General features: G+C 63.1%; 21 protein-coding genes. 9 read left to right on the top strand and 12 right to left on the bottom strand.

Features of this window, described 5'->3' with window-relative positions:
* Positions 1-65: 65 nt before the first annotated feature.
* Together B9A11_RS04605 and B9A11_RS04600 are read right to left on the bottom strand one after the other, a co-directional pair.
* Positions 66-1,289, bottom strand: coding sequence for an N-acetylmuramoyl-L-alanine amidase (locus B9A11_RS04605; RefSeq protein ID WP_058247047.1), 1,224 nt, complete (start codon positions 1,287-1,289; stop codon positions 66-68).
* Between the two features lie 71 nt (positions 1,290-1,360).
* A complete protein-coding gene (locus B9A11_RS04600; protein WP_058247048.1) occupies positions 1,361-2,515 on the bottom strand; it encodes a pyridoxal phosphate-dependent aminotransferase in 1,155 nt (384 codons plus the stop codon).
* A gap of 55 nt (positions 2,516-2,570) precedes the next feature.
* Here B9A11_RS04600 and B9A11_RS04595 point away from each other — a divergent pair, with 55 nt between their 5' ends.
* Genes B9A11_RS04595 through B9A11_RS04585 form a run of 3 tightly spaced genes read left to right on the top strand, consistent with a single transcriptional unit; the run spans position 2,571 to position 5,099 of the window.
* Positions 2,571-3,893: a M48 family metalloprotease gene (locus B9A11_RS04595; protein WP_058247049.1), complete on the top strand. Its 1,323-nt coding sequence runs from the start codon at positions 2,571-2,573 to the stop codon at positions 3,891-3,893.
* A 22-nt stretch (positions 3,894-3,915) separates the two neighbouring features.
* Positions 3,916-4,695: a DsbA family protein gene (locus B9A11_RS04590; protein ID WP_058247050.1), complete on the top strand. Its 780-nt coding sequence runs from the start codon at positions 3,916-3,918 to the stop codon at positions 4,693-4,695.
* On the top strand, positions 4,692-5,099 hold the full coding sequence (locus tag B9A11_RS04585; RefSeq protein ID WP_058247051.1) for a thioredoxin domain-containing protein: 408 nt from the start codon (positions 4,692-4,694) through the stop codon (positions 5,097-5,099). Before B9A11_RS04590 ends, B9A11_RS04585 begins: the two co-directional genes overlap by 4 nt.
* 62 nt (positions 5,100-5,161) lie before the next feature.
* On the opposite strand, the gene ispG is transcribed toward B9A11_RS04585, so the two are convergent.
* From ispG to hemA, 3 genes are all read right to left on the bottom strand, one after another.
* Positions 5,162-6,286: a flavodoxin-dependent (E)-4-hydroxy-3-methylbut-2-enyl-diphosphate synthase gene (ispG, locus tag B9A11_RS04580; RefSeq protein ID WP_058247052.1), complete on the bottom strand. Its 1,125-nt coding sequence runs from the start codon at positions 6,284-6,286 to the stop codon at positions 5,162-5,164.
* 108 nt (positions 6,287-6,394) lie between these two features.
* Positions 6,395-7,972 carry a RodZ domain-containing protein gene (locus B9A11_RS04575; protein WP_234988730.1) on the bottom strand — a complete coding sequence of 526 codons (1,578 nt, stop codon included), beginning with the start codon at positions 7,970-7,972 and terminating at the stop codon, positions 6,395-6,397.
* Between the two features lie 196 nt (positions 7,973-8,168).
* The gene (gene hemA / locus B9A11_RS04570) at positions 8,169-9,398 is read right to left on the bottom strand and encodes a 5-aminolevulinate synthase (RefSeq protein ID WP_058247054.1); all 1,230 of its coding nucleotides are present in this window, start codon (positions 9,396-9,398) and stop codon (positions 8,169-8,171) included.
* A gap of 371 nt (positions 9,399-9,769) precedes the next feature.
* Between hemA and B9A11_RS04565 the strand changes: the two genes are divergently transcribed.
* From B9A11_RS04565 to B9A11_RS04550, 4 genes are all read left to right on the top strand, one after another.
* A complete protein-coding gene (locus tag B9A11_RS04565; protein WP_058247055.1) occupies positions 9,770-10,084 on the top strand; it encodes a hypothetical protein in 315 nt (104 codons plus the stop codon).
* A gap of 185 nt (positions 10,085-10,269) precedes the next feature.
* Positions 10,270-10,605, top strand: coding sequence for a hypothetical protein (locus B9A11_RS04560; RefSeq protein WP_058247056.1), 336 nt, complete (start codon positions 10,270-10,272; stop codon positions 10,603-10,605).
* 63 nt (positions 10,606-10,668) lie between these two features.
* The gene (locus B9A11_RS04555; RefSeq protein ID WP_058247057.1) at positions 10,669-12,042 is read left to right on the top strand and encodes a M20/M25/M40 family metallo-hydrolase; all 1,374 of its coding nucleotides are present in this window, start codon (positions 10,669-10,671) and stop codon (positions 12,040-12,042) included.
* Positions 12,043-12,344: 302 nt separating this feature from the next.
* The gene (locus B9A11_RS04550) at positions 12,345-12,881 is read left to right on the top strand and encodes a hypothetical protein (RefSeq protein WP_058247058.1); all 537 of its coding nucleotides are present in this window, start codon (positions 12,345-12,347) and stop codon (positions 12,879-12,881) included.
* An 18-nt stretch (positions 12,882-12,899) separates the two neighbouring features.
* Here B9A11_RS04550 and B9A11_RS04545 read toward each other — a convergent pair whose 3' ends face one another.
* Positions 12,900-13,775 (bottom strand): glycosyltransferase family 2 protein, encoded by an 876-nt coding sequence (locus B9A11_RS04545; protein WP_058247059.1) that lies wholly within the window; start codon positions 13,773-13,775, stop codon positions 12,900-12,902.
* A gap of 97 nt (positions 13,776-13,872) precedes the next feature.
* Here B9A11_RS04545 and B9A11_RS04540 point away from each other — a divergent pair, with 97 nt between their 5' ends.
* On the top strand, positions 13,873-14,637 hold the full coding sequence (locus B9A11_RS04540) for a hypothetical protein (protein WP_234988729.1): 765 nt from the start codon (positions 13,873-13,875) through the stop codon (positions 14,635-14,637).
* On the opposite strand, the gene B9A11_RS04535 is transcribed toward B9A11_RS04540, so the two are convergent.
* The 4 genes from B9A11_RS04535 to B9A11_RS04520 all read right to left on the bottom strand — a co-directional run bounded on the left by B9A11_RS04535 (position 14,634) and on the right by B9A11_RS04520 (position 18,430).
* On the bottom strand, positions 14,634-15,896 hold the full coding sequence (locus B9A11_RS04535; RefSeq protein WP_058247061.1) for a glycerate kinase type-2 family protein: 1,263 nt from the start codon (positions 15,894-15,896) through the stop codon (positions 14,634-14,636). The two genes, B9A11_RS04540 and B9A11_RS04535, sit on opposite strands and share 4 nt — an antisense overlap.
* Positions 15,889-17,295, bottom strand: a complete 1,407-nt coding sequence (locus tag B9A11_RS04530; protein WP_058247062.1) for a carnitine 3-dehydrogenase — start codon at positions 17,293-17,295, stop codon at positions 15,889-15,891. The genes B9A11_RS04535 and B9A11_RS04530 overlap by 8 nt, the downstream gene beginning before the upstream one ends.
* Positions 17,296-17,363: 68 nt before the next feature.
* Positions 17,364-17,807, bottom strand: a complete 444-nt coding sequence (locus tag B9A11_RS04525) for a lipocalin/fatty acid-binding family protein (RefSeq protein WP_058247063.1) — start codon at positions 17,805-17,807, stop codon at positions 17,364-17,366.
* Positions 17,804-18,430: an SGNH/GDSL hydrolase family protein gene (locus B9A11_RS04520; RefSeq protein WP_058247064.1), complete on the bottom strand. Its 627-nt coding sequence runs from the start codon at positions 18,428-18,430 to the stop codon at positions 17,804-17,806. Before B9A11_RS04520 ends, B9A11_RS04525 begins: the two co-directional genes overlap by 4 nt.
* A gap of 178 nt (positions 18,431-18,608) precedes the next feature.
* On the opposite strand from B9A11_RS04520, the gene B9A11_RS04515 reads away from it, so the two are divergent.
* Positions 18,609-18,800, top strand: a complete 192-nt coding sequence (locus B9A11_RS04515; protein ID WP_058247065.1) for a hypothetical protein — start codon at positions 18,609-18,611, stop codon at positions 18,798-18,800.
* Here the strand turns inward: B9A11_RS04515 and B9A11_RS04510 are convergent.
* Together B9A11_RS04510 and B9A11_RS04505 are read right to left on the bottom strand one after the other, a co-directional pair.
* The gene (locus B9A11_RS04510) at positions 18,797-19,507 is read right to left on the bottom strand and encodes an RlmE family RNA methyltransferase (RefSeq protein WP_058247066.1); all 711 of its coding nucleotides are present in this window, start codon (positions 19,505-19,507) and stop codon (positions 18,797-18,799) included. The genes B9A11_RS04515 and B9A11_RS04510 overlap by 4 nt on opposite strands.
* A 51-nt stretch (positions 19,508-19,558) precedes the next feature.
* Positions 19,559-20,671: a Ppx/GppA phosphatase family protein gene (locus tag B9A11_RS04505; protein ID WP_058247067.1), complete on the bottom strand. Its 1,113-nt coding sequence runs from the start codon at positions 20,669-20,671 to the stop codon at positions 19,559-19,561.
* Between the last annotated feature and the right edge of the window lie 207 nt (positions 20,672-20,878).

Below are 20,878 nucleotides of genomic sequence, written 5' to 3'. Positions count from 1 at the left end.
ATATCCCGGGGGGAAAGCCGCAGGCTTTGGGGGGCAGCGCCCCCCAGACCCGCCATCGTCACACGCTACTGCCGCCGCAACCGCGCCAGCGCCGCATCCTCCACCGCCCAGGCCGCAATCCCATCGCGCAGGCCCGCCGCCATCCCGGCGCGCCAGATCGGGTCGCGCAGGTTCGCAAGGTCTTGCTCTGTCGACAAAAACCCAAGCTCCACCAGCACAGACGGAATATCCGCCGCCTTCAGAACCGAAAACCCCGCCTGCCGCAGGGGCCGCTTGTGCACCTGTCCCAAGGCATTCTTGATCCCGCCCACCAGATGCCCGGCCAAGGCCTGACTGCGCGGCGTATTGTCCAGCCGCGCCAGATCCATCAACACCTGCGCCACCCGGTCATCGGCCCCCGACAAATCGAGGCCCGCCAGCAAATCATCGCGGTCGTGCCGCTCGGCCAGCGCCGCCGAGGCCGCGTCCGACGCCTCTTCGGCCAAGGTATAGACCGACGCGCCATGCGCGCGCCCTTCGTCCAAGGCATCGGCGTGCAAAGAGATAAACAGGTCCGCGCCAACCTCATGGGCAAAGCTCACCCGCCCTTCGAGCGACACGAACTGGTCACTCTCGCGGGTCATCACCACGTCGTATTGCCCGGTGCGCAGCAGCACCTCGCGAAATTCCAGCGCAAAGCGCAGCACCAGATCGGCCTCGGAAAACCCGTCGCGCTCGGCGCCGGGGTCAATGCCGCCATGACCGGGGTCGAGCACGATCACCGGACGGCCCGACGCCGCCGCCTTGGGCGCATGGGCGCTTGGCGCGGGTCGGTCCCAAGTCGGATCGCGCGGCATCCCCGCCGACGCCTCGAACGCCGCCGCGCTGGTGCCTTTCAAGACAACCGTCAAACCGGCCTGCCCCGTGTCCTCGGACACCGACAGGCCCGCTTGCTCGATCCGCAAAGGCTCGGACAATTCGGCCACCAGACGCGACCAGCCGGGGCGGAACGCGCCCATGCGCAAAGCCGTCACCGCCTCGCTCTGGTCCAAAACCTGCGCGTCCGCGCCTTGCCAATCCACCTCTCGGAAATCCAAGACCAGCCGCATCGGGTCGGTCAGGGTAAAGGCCCGCCACGGCACGCCTTGGCTCAGCGCCAGCTCCAACGTGGTGCCGCCAAACATCGCGTCGCTGATCTGCCCCGCCTCAAAGCGCGCCAGACCTGACGTTTCTTGGCCCGACGCCTCTTGCGCGCCCGCCTGCGCGGCACACAGCACCAGCGCCGCCATCCATGAAAATGCTCTGCTCATCCGTCCCGGTTCCCGGTTTTGCCCCAGCCTAGCAGTCCACGACGCACAGTGCACCTCACAAGATCGCGCCCCTAGTCGATCACGCCCCGGTTGCGCATGAACTTGCCCAAACGTTCGAGCCCTTCGGCGATATCCGCCGTCGAGCGCGCGTAGGAAAAGCGCAAGGTCCCCGCGCCGCGGTCGGGGTCAAAGTCCAGCCCCGGCGTCACCGCGACCCCGGCTTTGTCAAGGATCTCAGCGGCAAAGGCGCGGCTGTCGCCCGTCAGATGGCTCACATCCGCATAGACGTAGAACGCCCCATCGGGCGGCGCGATGCGGTCAAACCCGACCTTGGGCAGCCCGTCCAGCATCATGGCGCGGTTGGCGCGGTAGACCTGCATATTGGCCTCCAGCTCGATCCCAGCGTCCATCGCCGCAAGGGCCGCCACCTGCGAGGCGTGCGGCGCGCAGATGAACATGTTTTGCGCAAGCCTTTCCACTTGCCGGATGTTCGCCTCGGGCAGCACCAGCCACCCGGCGCGCCAGCCGGTCATCGAAAAATACTTGGAAAAAGAGTTGATGACGCAGACATCGTCGCTGATCTCCAGCGCGGTGACGGCCTTTTTGTCGTATTCGATGCCGTGGTAAATCTCATCCGACAGGAAGGACGCGCCCTTGGCCTGACAGGCGTCTATCAGCGCCGCCAGTGCGCCCCGATCCAGCATCGTCCCGGTGGGATTCGCCGGGCTGGCGACCATCAACCCTTGGTAATCAATCTGGGCCAGATCTTCTGGCGTCGGCTGTAGGCGGTTTTCCGCGCGCGATTCCACCTCGACCGGCACAAGGTCCATGGCCTTCATGATTTGCCGATAGGACGGATAGCCGGGCCGCCCCAAGGCCACCCGGTCGCCCGCATCGAACAGCGCCGAGAACGCAAGGATGAACCCGCCCGAAGAGCCCGGCGTCACCACCACCCGCGCCGGGTCAAGGTCGACGTTGTACCACTCCCCGTAGAGTTTCGCGATCCGCGCGCGCAAGGCCGGCAGGCCCAAGGCCACCGTGTAGCCCAGCGAGTCGTCCTTCATCGCAGCGGCCAAAGCATCGCGCGCCGCAGCGGGCGCAGGCGTGCCGGGCTGGCCCACCTCCATGTGGATGATGTGGCGTCCGTCCGCCTCGGCCTGCCGCGCGGCCTCCATCACATCCATCACGATAAAGGGATCGACGTTCCCACGACTTGAATTCCGCATGTCTGCCTCTCTACTGTGCGCCCTACGACCTACGAGTGTGAAAGGTGCCTCGTCAATGACCCCGACCCGGATGATGGCTTTTGTCATGGCGGCTATGCTGATTTTCGCCCAGCCCGTGCAGGCCGGGGTGCGGCTGCTGCGCGATGCGGATATCGAATACGCGCTGGGGCAATTAGCCAAGCCGATCCTGACCGCCGCCGGGCTGAATGCCAGCCGGATCAAGGTGGTGGTGATCGACGATCCGTCGCTGAACGCCTTTGTCATCGACCATCGGCACATCTTTATCCACTCGGGCCTGATCATGAAGCTGGACAGCGCGCCGGAAATTCAGGCGGTGATCGCCCATGAGGCGGCGCATATCGCCAACGGCCATATCTCGCGGAGGCTGTCGAACATGCGCACGGCGCAAAGTGCCGCCACGCTGGGGCTTGCCTTGGCGGCGGCGGCGGGCGCGGCGTCGGGCAATGCCAAGGCGACGGCGGGACTGGCGATTGGCGCGGGCAGTTCGGCCATGCGATTGTTCCTCAGCCACACCCGGGCCGAGGAGTCGGCGGCCGATATGTCTTCGGTCCGCTATCTGAGCCGCGCCGGGATCAACCCCCAGGGCGCGGTCGAGGTTCAGGACCTGTTTCGCGGCCAAGAGGCGCTGTCGAGCGCCCGGCAAGACCCTTATATGCGCTCTCATCCGCTGTCGCGCGACCGTCTGCGCGCGCTCAAGGGGTTGGTCGCCGCCGCCCCGTCGCATCCGCCCAACGCCGCCGCAAACTATTGGTACGCGCGGGCGCGCGGCAAGCTGACGGCGTTCAAACGCGCGCCCAGCTGGACGTTGCGGCGGCTGAAGGACAGCGGCTCGCAGGACATTGCGCTGATGCGCGAGGCGGTGGCCTATCACCGCCAGTCGAACCTGAAAAAGGCGCTGACGGCCATCGACGGCGCGCTGGCGTTGCGCAAGGGCGATCCCTTTTTGATGGAGCTCAAAGGCCAGATCCTGCTGGAATCGCGCCAGTTTGGCGCCGCCGTGCAGGTCTATCAGTCCGCCGCCAAGGCCGCCCCGCGTGAAGCGCTGATCCTTGGCGGTCTGGGGCGGGCCTATCTGGCGGCGGGCCAGCCGAAACAGGCGCTTGGCGCACTCGAGGCCGCGCGGGGCCGCGATTACACCGACATCCGGGTCCAACGCGATCTGGCCATCGCTTACGCCAAGCTGAACCAACCCGCCATGGCGTCGCTGGCCACGGCAGAACGCTTTGCCCTGCAAGGCCGGTTAGAGGACGCCGCCCTGCACGCCAAACGCGCCGCCGACCGCCTGCCGAGCGGATCCGCCCCGTGGCAACGCGCCCAAGATGTGTTATTCGCAGCAAAGCAGGCAAAGCGCCGATAAATTCAACCCAACGGAGAGATCCATGCTGAAAACCCTTTCTTCCTTTGCGGGTCTGCGCACCACCGCCGCCGCGCTTTGCCTGATGGCCGGTGCCGCCAGCGCGCAGGACGCCTTTGACCCGGCCACCATGAGCGACGCGCAGCGCGCCGCCTTTGGCGAGGCCGTGCGCGCCTACCTGATGGAAAACCCCGAAGTCATCATGGAGGCCGTCGCCGTTCTGGAGGAACGCCAGCAAAACGCCGCGGCCGCCGCCGACGACCAGCTGGTTCAGGACCACTACGAGGCGCTGGTGAACGACGGCTACTCTTGGGTGGGCGGCAACCCGGACGGCGACGTGACCGTGATCGAGTTCATGGACTACCGCTGTGGCTACTGCCGCAAGGCGCAGCCCGAAGTCGAAGAGCTCATCGCATCGGATGGGAATATCCGCCTGATTATCAAAGAGTTCCCGATCCTGGGGGACGCGTCTCTGATCTCTGCCAAATTTGCCATCGCAACGCAGATCGTCGCCGGCGACGAGGCCTATAAGCAAGTCCATGATGCGCTGATCGCGCTCGAAGGGAACCCGGGAAAGGGCCCGCTGACCCGCCTCGCGGATACGCTGGGTCTGGATGTCGACGCGATCATGGCCGAGATGGACAGCGACGAAGTGCTGCGCCGCATCGCCGACACCCGCCAGCTGGCGCAGGCGATGCAGATCAACGGTACGCCGAGCTTTGTGTTTGGCGACCAGATGGTGCGCGGCTATGCGCCCCTGCCCGCCATGCAGCAGATCGTTGCCCAAGAGCGCGCGGCGGAGTGATCCGTCTGGCAGCTTTCGCGCTGCTCGCCTCGGTTCCTTTGGGGGCCGAGGCCCAAGACCTGCGGCAGCGCCTGAATGCGCTGTCGTCGCCAGAGGTCTCTGATCCCTACGCGGCGGAAAAGGCCGCAGATCTCGCGCGCATCGCGGCGGACGCGGCTTTGCTGTTCCCGAAGGGCGAAAAAATCGCGGTTTTTGTCGCCCCGGATTGCCCGGAGTGTGACGCGAGCTTGGCCGACTTGCAGGGGCTAGGTGTGGCCGTCAACGTTTTGGACATCGACGACGGCGAAACCGCAAGATTGATGGCCCGCATGACGCTGGACATCGTGCCGTCTTACGTCATGCCAGACCGGCTGATCCGCGGGCCCATGCCCAGCTTTGTGCTGGCGCGCTACCTGTCGGACTGAGCGGCCAAATTCCTTCCAAGGAATTTGCAAATCTTTTGAAAAAGATTTGGTCCCCGCGGGCCTCACTCGGCGGCGTCGGCCTCTGCCGCTTCGATCTGCGCCGCGCGCTGTTCCACCTGCTCGACGATGTGATCGACCATCTGCTCGTTGCTCATCTTGTGGCTCTGCTTGCCCGCCAGATATACCATTCCCGCGCCATTGCCGCCGCCGGTAAACCCAACATCGGTCATCAAGGCTTCGCCAGGTCCATTCACCACGCAGCCAATGATCGACAGGCTCATGGGCGTCTTGATATGTTCCAGCCGCTTTTCCAGCGCTTCCACGGTCTTGATCACGTCAAACCCCTGACGCGCGCAGCTGGGGCAGGAAATGATATTGACGCCCCGGTGCCGCAGCCCCAGCGATTTCAGGATCTCATAGCCGACCTTGACCTCTTCGACTGGATCGGCGGACAGCGACACGCGGATCGTATCGCCAATCCCCATCCACAGCAGGTTGCCCAGCCCAATCGCCGATTTGATCGTCCCAGAGGTCAGCCCGCCCGCCTCGGTGATCCCAAGATGGATCGGCTTGTCCGTCACTTCGGCCAGCGCTTGGTAGGCCGCCGCCGACAGAAACACGTCCGACGCCTTCACGCTGATCTTGAACTCGTGAAAGTCGTTGTCTTCCAGGATCTTGATATGGTCCAAACCGCTTTCGACCATCGCCTCGGGGCACGGCTCGCCGTATTTCTCCAGCAGGTGTTTTTCCAAGGAGCCTGCGTTCACGCCAATGCGGATCGAGCAGTTGTGGTCACGCGCCGCCTTGATGACCTCGCGCACGCGCTCTTCGGAGCCGATGTTGCCGGGGTTGATCCGCAGGCAGGCCGCGCCTGCCTCGGCCGCTTCGATCCCGCGTTTGTAGTGAAAGTGGATGTCCGCCACGATCGGCACCGGGCTTTCGCGGGTGATCTCGCGCAGCGCCTTGGCCGAGGCCTCGTCCGGGACCGACACGCGCACGATGTCCGCGCCAGCCTCTGCCGCCGCCAAGACCTGCGCGATGGTGCCCTTGACGTCGGTGGTGACCGTGTTCGTCATGGTCTGCACGCTGATCGGCGCGTCGCCCCCCACCGGCACATTGCCCACCATGATCTGGCGCGACTTGCGGCGATAGATGTTGCGCCAAGGGCGGACGTGGTTGAGGCTCATCGGTAGGTTCCCCTTTTGGAAGCGGTGCCCGACAGGTAATACGCCCCGCCGGATTTCTCCAGTCGGGGCGTCCTGAAATTCACCAAATCGTCACTGTTTTGCGCGAGTTTACTGCCCAGGCCGCTGCGCTTGCAGGTTCAGCTCGGCGACCACCTTGGCCAAGGTCTGATTCTGCCGCAGGTCGGCGACCTGCATCTTTTGCGTGATCGCATCCGGCGACAGCGCAAGGTTGCGACCGAATTGACCGCTTTGCCCGTAGGGGCCGTAGGTCTGGCCGTTCACGGCAAAATAAACGCCGCCCGCGTTGCCGGAAAAGATCGTCGGCGGCTGGTCAGTCTGCGGCACCTGGTAGGTCTGCCCAGCCTTCAAAGTCTGGGCGAACAGCTTTTTGCCAGAGGGTGCGGTGACCTCGACCCAGGTTTCCGCCGTGGCGACCACGGTGATTCCCGGCGCGGCATCGGCCAGCACCTTGGGCATCATCGGCGTGGCGATCGGCGCCGGCGCGGCCTCTGCCGTCTGAACGGGATCGGCGGTGGGTGTCGCCTGCAAGCCCTGCGCGACCATGGCGGTCAGCAAATCGGTGTCCGTGGACGCGTCGACCGGCGCGTAGCGCGCCATAAGCTCTTGCGGAACCACGGAAATATTTGACGTGGGATAGCCCGCCTTGCCCGCCGGTCCGTAGACCGTGCCATCGACGTTGAAATACAGCGCGCCGGATTCGCCCACGATCAGGCGCGGATCAACCGCAGAGGCCGGGACCGAAACGGTATCGCCCGCCGCCATGTTCTGGCTGATCAATACCTTGCCGTTCTGGTCCGTGACCTCGACCCAGGCATCGCGCGCCGCGATCAGGCTGACGCCGGACGACAGCGTTGCGGGCGGCGTTGCGCCGGGCTGGGCGGCCAAACCTTCGGCCAGCGCCACGGCGGCCAAGGAGCTGTCCTGCACCTGCGGCAAGGCGCTGCCCCGCGCTTGGCTAAACACGCCCACACTTTCGGGATCGAGGGTGGAGATCGGCGCATCCCGCGCCACCAAGACCGGCACGTCCAAGGCTTGCGGGCGATAAAGGCGATCAAACGCTTCGGAGGTCGGCGGCGAAAACACACCCGCGGCAACATCCTGAGGCATTTCAGGGGCTTGCGGCGCCATAGCCGCATCCAACGGGTCCAGTTCGGACAGCACCACCGGGGTCTGATCCACCGGGGTCACCTGAACGCGCTGCACCTCTTTCAAAACCGACCAGCCGCCATAGCCAATCCCCGCGATCAGAGCGACCAGCACCAGCGAAGAGCCCACCGCGCCCGGTTCGATCCGCGACAGGAACGAGTCGCTGCTGGGGGCGAAAGGCAAATTCGGCTCGGCCAGCGGGTTGCGCGACTTGGCGCGCGGCTTGTCCGAGGCCAGCGGCGATTTGCGCACCACGGAGGCCTGCGAGGACATACCATGCGCGACCGAAAACCCGCTTTCGCGGCAGAACCCGGCAAAGGCTTCGTCCGGGTCCATGCCCAAGTAGCGCGCATAGGACCGCACGTAACCGGCGATGAAACCGGGGGTGTCAAAGGCGTCGGGGTCGCAGTTTTCAATGGCGGCGATATAGCTGGCCTTGATGCGCAATTCGCGCTGCACGTCGAGCAGAGATTTGCCCAGCGTCGCACGTTCCCCGCGCATGAGATCACCCAGACTCATGGTGAAATCATCGTAGCCATTTTGACTAGAATCAGAATGATCGTGTTGATCTTGGGTGTAACGCCCGATCATACGGTCTGCCCCATCGTCCTGTCCGCCCCAGTGCCTGCCCATCCCCGGGCGCTCACGATTCGTGTCGCCCGGTTATTGAGCCCAGATTAACACAAGGCAAGGGATTTGACAGGTTTTCTAGGCGCTACCCCGCCAGTTCGGCACGATTCAGCGCACAGTGGCTCCAGAGTTGGTCCATGCCGCTGACCAGCGCGTCCATCTCCTTGGGGCCATGCACCGGAGACGGCGTAAAGCGCAGCCGTTCGGTGCCACGTGGCACGGTCGGGAAGTTGATCGGCTGCACGTAGATGCCAAAGCCCTCGAGCAGCATATCCGACAGCTTTTTCGTGTGGACCGGATCGCCGACGATGACCGGCACGATGTGGCTGCCGTGGTCGATGATCGGCATCCCCAGACCTTTCAGACGGGTCTTGAGGATCTTGGCCTGCGTCTGGTGCTGATCGCGCAGCTTTTGCCCCTCGGACGTTTTCAGGAACGCAACCGAGGCGCGCGCACCCGCCGCCAGAGCCGGCGACAGCGAGGTCGAAAAGATGAAGCCCGGCGCATAAGACCGCACAGCGTCACACATTTTTTCCGACGCGGCGATGTAGCCGCCCATCACGCCATAGGCCTTGGCCAGCGTGCCGTTGATGATGTCGATGCGGTGCATCAGCCGGTCGCGTTCGCACACGCCGCCGCCGCGCGGGCCGTACATGCCCACCGCGTGCACTTCGTCGATGTAGGTCAGCGCGCCGAATTCATCCGCCAGATCGCAGATTTCCTTGATCGGGCCAAAATCGCCGTCCATCGAATAAACCGATTCAAAGGCGATCAGCTTGGGCGCTGCGGGATCGTCGGCCTCGAGCTTGGCGCGCAGATCGGCCACGTCGTTGTGCTTAAAGATACGCTTGGCCCCGCCGTTGCGGCGCACCCCTTCGATCATCGAGGCGTGGTTCAGCTCGTCGCTATAGATAATGAGACCGGGGAAGAGTTTCGGCAGCGTCGACAAAGTCGCGTCGTTGGCCACATAGGCAGAGGTGAACAGCAGCGCCGCCTCTTTGCCGTGCAGGTCGGCCAGCTCGGCCTCCAGCGCCTTGTGGTAAACGGTGGTGCCCGAAATATTCCGCGTCCCGCCAGAGCCCGCGCCGGTGGCGTCGATCGCCTCGTGCATGGCCGCGAGCACGACGGGGTGTTGCCCCATGCCAAGATAGTCGTTGCCACACCACACGGTGATCGGCTGTTCGCTGCCATCGGGCTTGGTCCAGACGGCGTGCGGGAACTGACCATTCTTGCGTTCGATGTCGATAAAGGTCCGGTAACGGCCCTCTTCGTGCAGGCGGTTCAAGGCTTCGTCGAGTTTCGCGGTGTAGTCCACCGGGCTCCTCCTTCTGTTATTGGCCGCGATCATTTTTGGCAGCCACAGCGGGTTATGTCCGCATTCAATTTCGTGAATAACTAAAGCCCAAAGCCCGTTATGTCTACCGTTTAGGGGCGGACTTACCGTCGCATCTTTGATTTACGTCAAAAAGGTACATGCCGCACACCTCGATTTTGGTCGCATGGGGGTGCATTGGCGCATATCGGAAACACCTTTAAGGGCCATTTAACACGGGCCAGAGAATCACGCCAGAGCGCGGCGGGTTCAATGCGAATTTTCGGAAAACTCAAACTCTCAAACAATTGCTTATATCTTATAGTTGGAATATAGAGGCTTCGGGTGGACGAAATCACAACGGAGCGCAAGCCATGAAAACCCTTTTCGCACTTAGCACAATCGGCATGATGACCCTTACCGCAGGCGCCGCGCTTGCCGGGCACGCCAACCCTTGGACCACGGACACGTCGATCCTGCTGGAGCAGTATCACGACACGAACCAAGCGCGCAGCATCGGCACACCGGGCGAGGATGAGATGCGCGGTGTGATGACCCAGAACGCCTTTGGCAAGCTGTCCGATGACGCGGGCGGCGCACAGGACAACGCTCAGGGTGGTTCTTCGGCGCGCGGCGGAAATGGCGGAAACGGCGGCAAGGGTGGCGGCTCTAAAGGCGGTCGAAAATAACAAAATTGAATGAATGGCGTGCGGTCCTTGGGTCGCCCGCCTGCCCCGGCCATGAACCCTATCCGGGGCCACATCCGTGAACGGTGGAATACCGGACTACCCGGCGCGCCTCCCTCCACGCAAAGTGATCTCAGCGATTACCTGACGTCCCCTTTGCTCATTTTCCCGTTCCGAACGGACATCCCATGTCTTTTGTATCCAGCACGCCCGGTCTGGCCTTTCCCTTTATTCTTGCGACGGCTGTCGGCTATGCGCTGGCCACCGTCGGCATGAAATCCGTCTCGGGTGGTGCCTCTACGATCCTGGGGGCCATCCTGACCCTCGCGGGCTTTGCGCTGGCCTTTATCGCCGAGGTCAAGCTGATGCGGCGCTTTGACGTCTCGCTGGTCTATGTCGCCATCATCGCCGCCGAAACCGCGCTGGTGCTGGCTTGGGCGCAATACATCGGCGAAGGCTTGGGCGCGCGGCAACTGGCTGGCGCAGCTTTGGTCATTGGCGGCGTGGTTCTGGTGACGCAGTAGCGCCCGCTCTGGACAGTGCGCGGCGCGGTGCTAGGGTCAGGCCAAACACGAACAGGAGCCGCCATGTCGCTTGACCCCGTCCTTTCCCGCATCGACGAAACCCTGCCCGCCGCGATGGAGCGCCTGCTCGACCTGCTGCGCATCCCGTCGATCTCCACCGATCCCGCCTACAAGGCCGACGTGGACCGCGCCGCCGACTGGCTGGTGAGCGATCTGCGCAGCCTTGGCATCCCGGCGGAAAAGCGCGAAACGCCGAAGCATCCGATGGTGGTCGGCCACGTCGACGGCGACGGCCCGCATGTGCTGTTCTACGGCCACTACGACGTGCAACCCGTTGATCCGCTGGAACTTTGGGACCGCGATCCCTTTGACCCGATCGTCGAGGACACACCCAAGGGTCGCGTCATCCGCGCGCGCGGGGCGAGCGATGACAAAGGCCAGCTGATGACCTTTATCGAGGCCTGCCGCGCCTGGAAAGAGGTGCATGGCACCCTGCCCTGCAAGATCACCTTCTTCTTTGAGGGCGAAGAAGAAAGCGGCTCTCCGTCCTTGGTGCCGTTCCTTGAGGCCAACAAAGACGAACTCCAAGCGGACATCGCGCTGATCTGCGACACCGGGCTGTTCGAGTCCAAGGTGCCGTCGATCATGACCCAGCTGCGCGGCCTGTGCGGCGAAGAGATCACCCTCACCGGTCCCGACAAAGACCTGCATTCTGGCATGTACGGCGGCGCGGCGATCAACCCGATCCGGGTGCTGACGCGCATCCTTGGCAACCTGTTCGACGACGCGGGCCGCATCCAGATCCCGCATTTCTACGACGGCGTGCCCGAACTACCCGAGGACATCGCCGCCCAGTGGGACGCGCTGAACTTTGACCACGGCACCTTCCTTGGCGATGTGGGCCTCAGCCAGCCTGCCGGGGAAAAGGGCCGCAGCCCGCTGGAGATGCTCTGGTCACAACCCACGGCAGAGATCAACGGGATCATCGGCGGCTACACCGGCGACGGGTTCAAGACGGTGTTGCCGTCCAAGGCCTCGGCCAAGGTGTCCTTCCGTCTGGTTGGCCAGCAAGACCCGCACGCGATCCGCAAGAATTTTCGCGCATGGGTTGAGGCGCAGCTGCCCGCCGATGTGAAAATCAGCTATCAGGAACACGGCGCCTCGCCTGCCAGCCAGATGACCACGACCCACCCGGCGTTCGAACAGGCGCGCAGCGTGCTGGGCGCGGAATGGGGGCATGAGGCGGCATTTACCGGCTGCGGCGGCTCGATCCCGGTGGCCGGTTACTTCAAGTCGATCCTCGAAATGGACACGATGCTGGTGGGCTGGGCCAAGGACGACGACCAGATCCATTCGCCCAACGAAAAATACGACGTCGAGAGTTTCCACAAGGGCATCCGGTCCTGGGCGCGGATTCTCGACGCCATCAAAAGTTAACCAAGGATTAAGTTTCTGAAAGATAGACGGGTCGGAGCGCTGTTTCCGGCCCGTTTTTTCTGCCAAAATCACCCGGTGGCTGTGATCTGCGTCACACGAAGCCTCTCAACTCCGTGATTCGCGTTAAGGTGGGCAAACGGCGGTCCGAGCATTAGTTAACGCATGGTAAACTATCCCAAAGGATACGCCCTCTCTCGGATGCCCGCACAATAGGTTAAAATTTGTAATATCCGCTTGCTAATTAAGGCAGTTTCGCCGCAATTCATCCCAATCTGGCCCAATTCGTTTACTAGAAAAATCGCATGGCACATCTGATCCGCAAACAAACCCACACTGACTTTCGCCGCCGCGTGAAAACCGTCGATCCTCGGTTCTATCGCTGGGGAGAGCGCGGGACTGTGCGTGATCTGACGCCACAACGTCCGGTTGGGTCCGCGCTGATGGGTTTTGGCTGGGCCTACCTTGTGATTTCGGTGTCGAACAACCGTGACCACATCGCCGCGTCGCTGAAACAAGGCAACCTGCCCGCGCAATATCACGACTGGATTTTTGCCGGGCTCGCGGTGCTGCTGGCGGTGTCCGGCGTCATGCTGGCGCTGCACGTCTTTCGCTACCTGTTCAAGAATGGCGGCAAGCGCAAGAACTCCGGCGGGCTGCTGATCGGCGCGCTGGGGGCTTTGGTGCTGATCTACACGCCCTCGACCGTGTGGACGACCGGCTTTGGGATGCTGGACAGCAACTCGCAGGGGCTGATGATGCAGGCCAGTGCCACCGTGGGCGACGTGCTGCCGGGCGTCGATTTCGGCAAGGTTACCTTTGTCTCCTCTAACGGCCGTTAATCCGACAATCGTTAACCTCTAGAACAGCCCGTTAAACCTTTCGGGCAGGACATATTGCGCGTCATACTCGGGCCGGTTGAACTGGAAAAACCCGGTGTCGCCGCGCGGGGTAAAGCTGCGGTGCATCCGCTTGCGCACCCAATCCACGTCAAAGCCCTCTTGCATTTTCAGCTGCGCGAAACCGTCAAACAGCGCGCGATCATCGCCGCGCGCCACGGGGAACCAATGGCGGCCAATCGCCGTCTCCTTGATGCTTTTGCCGATCTCTTGGGTGACCGCGTTGCGCGCGTCCATAACCCGCACGTAATTGTCGAAATCGCAGAACTTGAGATGGAATAGATACAACTCATCGGGGGTGATCAACTCATCGAAGCTGGTGTAATGCCCGCCCCGCGCAATCTTGCATCCGTTTGAAATCACACAAGGTTTCGAGTAATGCGGCGCAAGGCGCAGGTGGCGGCGCGGCCCCAGGATGCGGTCCGTGATCGGCTCAGGCTCCAACTCGGGGCGATGGATCACCTCTAGCCCCAAGGGGGTCAGCACCCGCTTGCCCTTGGTCTTGGCCAGATAGTCGAGCAAATTCAAACCGGTAGATGGATCAACGACCACCAGCTCATCCACATCCCCGACGATCACGTGGGTGTAGTAGCTGCGCAGCCCCTGCACAAAGTTGTTCAGCATCCGCCAGCGTTTCATGTCGAAATTCGGGTGCGGATCGCCGGGAATGCCAATGATATTACAGCCCTCGGCCAGCTGTTCGACCTCGGCGCCGCGCCCGTGATTCACCACGTAACAATTCTCGCGCCCCAGCACCTCGCCGTAGTGGCGCAGCCAAGCCTTCAGGAAAAACGCATCGTCACGCACCATGGTCAGCGCCGCGGCTACAGTCTGCATCTTACGCCTCTTGTCGTTTTACGGTCACCCTAGCCACAATCTATCCTCGAGTGAATCGCATTTTCGCACGCAGGCGGTTAACCTGTCTGACAAAAGGATGACGAGGCGCGATATGATCGGGCAGGACTTTCGCGAAACCGGCTGGCAGATCGCCCCAAACGGCGTAATTCCGACGCAATTCCAAGTGTTTGGCGAGCGATCTTCAGGCACCAATTACGTTAAACGTATTCTTGGCCGCAACACCGTGATGCAGCCCATCGAAGACCTCGGGTGGAAGCATGGCTTTCCCCAGATGACCGCGATTCCGGCGCATGTGGCGGTGGTTTGCGTGGTCCGCGATGCCCGCGACTGGAGCCTGTCGATGCACGCCAAACCTTGGCATTGCCCGCCGCAGATGCAGGTTTTGGAGTTTGCAGAGTTTATCCGCGCGCCCTGGGCGACGATCGCCGACCGCAAGCGGTACTTTCCGCAGGTCCAGGCGCTGGGAGGGTTGGGATTGCCGCTTCAGCTGGATCGCGATCCGTTAACGGGGGTGCCGTTTGCCAACCTCTATGCCCTGCGCCGGGCCAAGCTGGCGGCGCTGCTGTCGTTCTACAATCGCGGCTGTACGGTGGTGTTTTGCCGGATGGAAAACGTCATCGCCGCGCCGCAGCGGTTCGTGACCGAGGTTCAGGCGGAGCTAGGTCTGGCCTCGCCCGAGCAGGATTTTCGCCCCATTCACAAGCGGTTAGGCTCTCGGTTTTTGCCCAGCGTCACGCCGCGCCCCGCCACGCCCAAGGCGATGCCCGATGCGGATTTGGACTTTATGACCACGCAGCTGGACTCAGCCCAAGAGGCGCTTCTGGGTTATGGTTATACTTAACCTTCGATGAACATCGCCCTGAAATCGTTAACGTTTGTCCCCGTCGGCCCCGGCACGAACAAATCACCCAAAGCGTCGAACGCCCCCCAAGGGTCTTGCGCCCGAAGGTAGTCGCCAGGGTCTTGGCCCATCGCGCGCAACCGCGCCAATGACCCGCCGTCCGCAAACGCGCCGGCGTTGTCTTCGCTGCCGTCAATCCCGTCGGTGTCGGCGGCCAGCACGGTGACGCCCTCCAGCCCTTCGATCGCCCCGGCGAGGCCCAAAAGAAAGGCGGTGTTGCGTCCGCCCCGGCCGGGATTGGCCCCGAGGGTCACAGAGGTTTCGCCGCCCGAAAGGATCACTAACGGTCCCTTAAACGGGCGCCCCCGCAGCGCCGTTTCCCGCGCGATGGCGGCGTGGACAAGACCCACGTCCTTGGCCTCTCCCTCGATGGCGTCGGACAGGATCACCGCGGGGATGCCCTGCGCCTCGGCGCGCGCGGCGGCGGCCTCTAGCGACAATCGGGCAGAGGCCACGACACGCACCTCGTTGTCGGCAAAGATCGCGTCACTCGGGTCTGGGGCGGCGCAAGTATCACCTGAAATATGCGCCATAACCCGCTCTGGCAGAACGATATTTCGCGCTCTGATCATCGACAGCGCATCGCTTTGCGACACCTCATCCGGCACCGTGGGACCAGAGGCCACCTGCGCCGGATCGTCGCCCGGAACATCCGAAACCACCAAGGATACCACGCGCGCCGGATAGGCCGCAGCCGCCAATCGGCCGCCCTTGATGTCGCTAAAGTGCCTGCGGATCGCGTTCATCACGCCAATCGGCGCGCCAGAGGCCAGCAAAGCGCGGTTCAGGTCTTGTTCATCTTCCAGCGCCAAGCCGCCCGGCGGCGCGGGCAACAAAGCCGACCCGCCGCCGCAGATCAGAGCGACCACCAGATCGTCTTTTGTTAACCCTTTGACGGCTTCGAACACCTTGCGCGTGGCGGTCATGCCTGCGGCGTCCGGCACCGGGTGCGCGGCCTCGATCACCGGCAAATGCTGGCACGGCACCGCGTAGCCATAGCGCGTCACGACCACGCCGCTGATCGGCCCGTCCCAAAGCGTCTCGAACGCCGCTGCCATCTGCGCCGCGCCCTTGCCGATTGCAACCACAACGGTACGGCCCTTTGGCTTGGGCGGCAAAGCCTCTGCTAAGGCTTTGAGCGGATCAGCCGCCGCCACGGCAGTGTGAAACAGGTCGGTGAGAAAGGCGCGCTTATCCATCGGCGTGCGCCTTCGCCAGGGCTTCGACCCGCGCCAGAACATCCGGCAAAGGTGGGCAAGAACTGCGCGTGGTCAGCGACACATGCAGCAAAAACTGGTCGCAAGTGGCAAGGACCTCGCCGCTCGGGCGCTTCATCTCGTGCAAGAGACGCAGCTTTTTGCCCTGCCCCAGCGCGACCCGCGTCTCCACGATAAATTCTTCTCCGACAAGGGTTTCCGCGAGATACTTAATGTTGGTCTCGGCAGTGAAATAGCTGTGACCTGCGTCGATATAGGCCCGATCCGCGCCCACGTGGGTCATTACCTCTTCAGAAGCATCGCTGAACACCTGACCGTAGCGGCCCTCGTTCATGTGGCCGTTCACATCGGCCCAATCCACCGGCACCGTGCGCCGGACCGTCACCAAGGGCACGCTGCCCGCCAAGGGGGCGCGCAGCCGCGTGTCTTGTTCAATCAACAGCTTGCCAGCCGCCGCCTCGCGCCCTTTCAAGGCCCGCAAGATCGCCACAAGGTTGTCGTCGCGCAGCCGCTCCAGCGCGCGGACGTCCAAGGCACCGGACTGCGCATCGGACTGCTCGGTGATCAGATCCACCAGCGCATCGTCGAACTCTGGCACGTCCATCAGCTTGGTCCAGGGCCATTTCAGCGCCGGACCGAACTGCGCCATAAAGTGCCGCATCCCCGCTTCGCCGCCGGCAATCCGGTAGGTTTCAAACAGCCCCATCTGCGCCCACCGCAGGCCAAAGCCATAGCGGATCGCATCGTCGATTTCCTGCGTCGTGGCGATGCCGTCCTTGACCAGCCACAGCGCCTCGCGCCAGACGGCCTCTAGCAGACGGTCCGCGATGTGGGCGTCGATTTCGGCCCGCACATGCAGCGGGTACATGCCGATCTTGGTTAGCGTTTCCTTCGCCTTTTCAGTGACTTCTGGCGCGGTCTTGAGGCTGGGCACCAACTCGACCAAGGGCAAAAGGTAAACAGGGTTAAAGGGATGCGCGACGATGATCTGTTCGGGGTGCGCCGCGCCCTCTTGTAGCTGCGTCGGAGTAAATCCGCTGGTGGAGGAGCCAATGACCGCATCACGTGAACAATTCGCCTGAAGCTCTTGGTAAACCTTGTGTTTTAGCTCCAGCCGCTCTGGCACGCTTTCCTGGATATAGGCGGCACCGGCGACGGCTTCGGCCATGGTCGCGCAATGGGTGATGGTGCCGCGCGGCGGCATTGGCGCTTCGAATAGCATGGGCAAGGCGCGCGCCGCACCGGCCATGATCTCGGACATCTTGCGCTTGGCCTCTGGGTCAGGATCGTACAACGCCACGTCCCAGCCCATAAGCGCGAACCGCGCCGCCCAGCCGCCCCCGATGACGCCGCCGCCAATGATCGCTGCCCGTTGTGCCATGTCGCCTCCTTGTGTGTCGCACGCCATGGAACCTGCGCGCGCGGCAAAAGACAAGGCAAAGCTGGGACTTAGTTCAACTGGCCCAGATCATAGCCGTACCAGTCGAGGATTTCGCGGGCAGCTTTGAGGCGCTCGCCCGGCGTGCCGCTGCGATCCATGATCCAGACGCGCGCCCCGTCCGGGTTGCCAAGCGCGGCGGTGCGGTTGTCGGCGTCCAGCCAGTGGACCCAGATCGCCTCGGACCCAAAGCTGTAGCGCCCTTGCCCCTGCGGGGAAAGCGGCAGGACCGCCTCACCCACCTGAACGGAGGTCTTGGAGAACCGCAGGCGCGTGCCTTGGGGCAGCCCGGCCCCTTGGACGACCACCCAGTCGCCGGACAGACGGCCCACTCCCGCATCGGCCTGCGAGGCGACGGGTGCGGTGGGATTGCGCATGGGGATCGCCACGTCGGGCAAGGTCGCGGGCTGCGCGCAGGCACTCAGCAGCAGCACGGCGAAAGCTGCGCGTTTCATTTCAGGTGATCCAGCACGGCGCGCGCCATGATGGCGCCGAAATGGCGCTGCTGGTCCACCTCCCAATGGACTCCGTCCTTGTCCGAAACCTTAACGTGATCACCCGCGGCGAGGAACCCGCAGCCGTGACGCTCGGCCACAGCTCTGATCTGATCGTCCAAGCCCTCTTGGCGCGCTTCGGCCCCAGCGAACACCTCGCGCAGAGTGCCGACTTCGCGTACCGGCGCGGGCGCAACGACGAGGATATCGCTGACCTCACCCTCGGCGCGGGCGGTCAGGATCAAGCGCTCGACCGAACGGGCGATTTCATTGGCGGTGACGGAAAAGCGCGGTTTTAGATCGTTGGTGCCGATCATCAAAACCATGAAATCCAAAGGCTTATGGCTGTGGATCACCGCAGGCAGCACCGACAGGCCGTTGCGTGCGCCGCCTTCGATGTGGTCGTCATGGACGGTGGTGCGGCCGGGCAGACCTTCGGGGATGACCTGATGGTCCGGGCCAAGAAGCGCGGCCATCACGTCCGTCCAGCGATCGCCGCGCGGGGCGCGGTCTGACACGCCGGGGATCTTCATCGGCAGGGTGCCGTGGGTGTTACTATCGCCGTAACATAGAATAACTGCCATGCTTTTCCTCCTGGCCGTGTGGTCCTGCGGCGGCGCTGTTAACCTTTTTGTCACGCAGTCCGACCAACCCGCGCAAAGCACCCGACATCGGTCTTCTCATTGCACGAAAATCGCCATAAAGCACCGTCAAACTCATGGCTAACAACAGCTTAAACCTTGGATACCTTCGGACTGCCCCATGCTTGACGACACGCCCCGCCCCTCTGAGCCCAGCAACCGGCTGGCGCGGCTGTTTGCCCTGCACCGCACCGAAGAAATCATCGAGGCCGAGCAGGTCGCCATGCACCACGGTGAGGCGGCGCTAAGTGACGATCAGATCGCGGATATCATGGCGCAGGCGATCCATTCGCTGACCGCCCCGCGCGATTAACCTTTGAACCCGGTCGCCACGACGAATTTTTCCGAGGAATCAGAGCGGCTTGCCGGCGGTTTGAAATTCGCAACCTTGGTAAAGCGCTGTTTCAGGATTTGCTGAAGCGACCCTTCGGCCCCGCCCGCCAGCACCTTGGCCACGAATGTCCCGCCCTCTTCGAGCACGTCGAAGGCCAGATAGGCGGCGGCCTCGCACAGGGCGATGATCCGCAGGTGGTCGGTCTGTTTATGCCCCGAAGAGGCCGCCGCCATGTCGGACATCACCACGTCGGCCTGCCCGCCGAGCCACGCCTTGACCTTGTCGTCGGCGCCGTCCTCCATAAAGTCGAGCTGGTGAATCTCGCACCCCGGAATCGGATCGACCTCTTGCAGATCGACGCCGAGGATCGTGCCGACCTTTTTGCCCTTTTTCTCGCCCAGGGCATTGACGCGTTTGACCGCGACCTGACACCAGCCGCCCGGTGCACAGCCAAGGTCAACCACCCGCGCACCCGGCACGAGGAACCGATATTTATCGTCGATTTCCAAGATCTTAAAGGCCGCACGCCCGCGATAGCCGTCTTCCTTGGCGCGTTTGACATAGGGGTCGTTCAGCTGCCGTTGCAGCCAAAGCGTGGACGACAGCTTGCGCCCACGGGCCGACTTGACCTTGACCTTCAGATCGCGCTGCCCGCGCCCGGAGCTGTTCTTCGTCCCCTTCGCCATACCTTCACTCGCCTTCGTGTTTCCTGTGTTCGGCAGTTGCCGAAGCTGTCCCTATAGCGGGCCGTCTTCCAAAACGCCATCCGCTGACATTTGCGCGTACAGCAGCCCTTCGCGCAGGCCGCGGTCGGCAACGCTCAGGCGGTCCGTGGGCCACAGCCGCAAGAGCGCCTGCAAGATCGCGCTGCCCGACATGATCAGCGCGTGACGGTCCGGCCCGATGCGCGGATCACGCCGCCGCCCCGTCGGCCCCATATCAAGGTAACGCTGGATCACCGCTTCGATCTGGTCAGAGGACATGCGCAGCCCGTCGACCTTGGTCCGGTCATAGCGGCGCAGCCCAAGATGAGAGGCCGCAACCGTGGTCACGGTGCCAGAGGTGCCGACGATCTGGAACCCTTCGCGCGCCTGTTCGTCACTATACGGGGCGAAATCGGCCAGATGTTCCTCGAAATACCAGCTCATCAGGGCGTAGCGCGCGGCATCATCGGCCACATCATTGAACTGATCGCGCAAGGTCGCCACGCCCAAGGGCACGCTGATCCAATCGACCACCTTGGCCGTGGGGAACGGGCTGTCGGGCGGGTGGAACCCGGCGTGCAGGCGCATGATCGCGCGCGGACGCTCGCGCGGCTCGACATTCGACAGGTCCAGCCAGACCAATTCGGTCGAGCCACCGCCGATGTCCACCACCAAGAGTTGCTCCGTCTTGGTCGACACCAGCGGCGCGCAGGAAATCACCGCCAGACGCGCCTCTTCCTCGGGCTGGATGATTTCCAGCATCAGGCCGGTTTCGCGTTTGACGTGCCGGATGAAATCGCGGGCGTTGCGCGCCCGGCGGCAGGCCTCGGTCGCCACAAGGCGCATGTTCTGCACGTTGTGGCGTTCGATCTTTTGCTTGCACACACGAATGGCCGAGATCGTCCGCTGCATGGACGACCGGCTTAGACGACCAGTCTTTTCAAGCCCTTGGCCCAGCTGGACCGACTTGGAAAAGCTGTCGATCACATGGAACTGACTGCCCTTTGGCTGGGCAATCAACATGCGACAACTATTTGTACCCAGATCCAACGCGGCATACAGCGCATTGGGATCGGGCGGTACAGGCGCGGGGCTCTCGACCGGTTTCGGGAATGCGCCCGCAGCCTTGGGACGCTTGGGCGCCATGATTTTGCGCCTCTTCCGATATCAACTTGCCCTCAAGATACGCATCCCCCCGCCTTGGCGCAAGTGGCGTGACGCGCCGCATCGCAGCGGTTTTCAATAATTTTACCAAAGCGTCAAACATCAGGCGCGCCAAGGCCGACACTTTGTTAACGGGCCTCATGTTGTTTGTGAAAACTTAGGGGATTGGCGGCGGTGGCATGTCCGGCA

It is taken from the genome of Tropicibacter naphthalenivorans (genome assembly GCF_900176475.1).
Taxonomy (GTDB): Bacteria; Pseudomonadota; Alphaproteobacteria; order Rhodobacterales; family Rhodobacteraceae; genus Tropicibacter; species Tropicibacter naphthalenivorans.
The sequence above is the reverse complement of the archived record's forward strand: the minus strand, read 5'-3'. Positions and strand labels throughout refer to the sequence as shown.

Coding starts and splice junctions, on each gene's coding strand:
- B9A11_RS04605 (WP_058247047.1), bottom strand. CDS start 1,289: ATGAGCAGAGCATTTTCATGGATGGCGGCGCTGGTGCTGTGTGCCGCG.
- B9A11_RS04600 (WP_058247048.1), bottom strand. CDS start 2,515: ATGCGGAATTCAAGTCGTGGGAACGTCGATCCCTTTATCGTGATGGAT.
- B9A11_RS04595 (WP_058247049.1), top strand. CDS start 2,571: ATGACCCCGACCCGGATGATGGCTTTTGTCATGGCGGCTATGCTGATT.
- B9A11_RS04590 (WP_058247050.1), top strand. CDS start 3,916: ATGCTGAAAACCCTTTCTTCCTTTGCGGGTCTGCGCACCACCGCCGCC.
- ispG (WP_058247052.1), bottom strand. CDS start 6,286: ATGAGCCTCAACCACGTCCGCCCTTGGCGCAACATCTATCGCCGCAAG.
- B9A11_RS04575 (WP_234988730.1), bottom strand. CDS start 7,972: ATGAGTCTGGGTGATCTCATGCGCGGGGAACGTGCGACGCTGGGCAAA.
- B9A11_RS04565 (WP_058247055.1), top strand. CDS start 9,770: ATGAAAACCCTTTTCGCACTTAGCACAATCGGCATGATGACCCTTACC.
- B9A11_RS04560 (WP_058247056.1), top strand. CDS start 10,270: ATGTCTTTTGTATCCAGCACGCCCGGTCTGGCCTTTCCCTTTATTCTT.
- B9A11_RS04555 (WP_058247057.1), top strand. CDS start 10,669: ATGTCGCTTGACCCCGTCCTTTCCCGCATCGACGAAACCCTGCCCGCC.
- B9A11_RS04550 (WP_058247058.1), top strand. CDS start 12,345: ATGGCACATCTGATCCGCAAACAAACCCACACTGACTTTCGCCGCCGC.
- B9A11_RS04545 (WP_058247059.1), bottom strand. CDS start 13,775: ATGCAGACTGTAGCCGCGGCGCTGACCATGGTGCGTGACGATGCGTTT.
- B9A11_RS04540 (WP_234988729.1), top strand. CDS start 13,873: ATGACGAGGCGCGATATGATCGGGCAGGACTTTCGCGAAACCGGCTGG.
- B9A11_RS04535 (WP_058247061.1), bottom strand. CDS start 15,896: ATGGATAAGCGCGCCTTTCTCACCGACCTGTTTCACACTGCCGTGGCG.
- B9A11_RS04530 (WP_058247062.1), bottom strand. CDS start 17,295: ATGGCACAACGGGCAGCGATCATTGGCGGCGGCGTCATCGGGGGCGGC.
- B9A11_RS04525 (WP_058247063.1), bottom strand. CDS start 17,807: ATGAAACGCGCAGCTTTCGCCGTGCTGCTGCTGAGTGCCTGCGCGCAG.
- B9A11_RS04520 (WP_058247064.1), bottom strand. CDS start 18,430: ATGGCAGTTATTCTATGTTACGGCGATAGTAACACCCACGGCACCCTG.
- B9A11_RS04515 (WP_058247065.1), top strand. CDS start 18,609: ATGCTTGACGACACGCCCCGCCCCTCTGAGCCCAGCAACCGGCTGGCG.
- B9A11_RS04510 (WP_058247066.1), bottom strand. CDS start 19,507: ATGGCGAAGGGGACGAAGAACAGCTCCGGGCGCGGGCAGCGCGATCTG.
- B9A11_RS04505 (WP_058247067.1), bottom strand. CDS start 20,671: ATGGCGCCCAAGCGTCCCAAGGCTGCGGGCGCATTCCCGAAACCGGTC.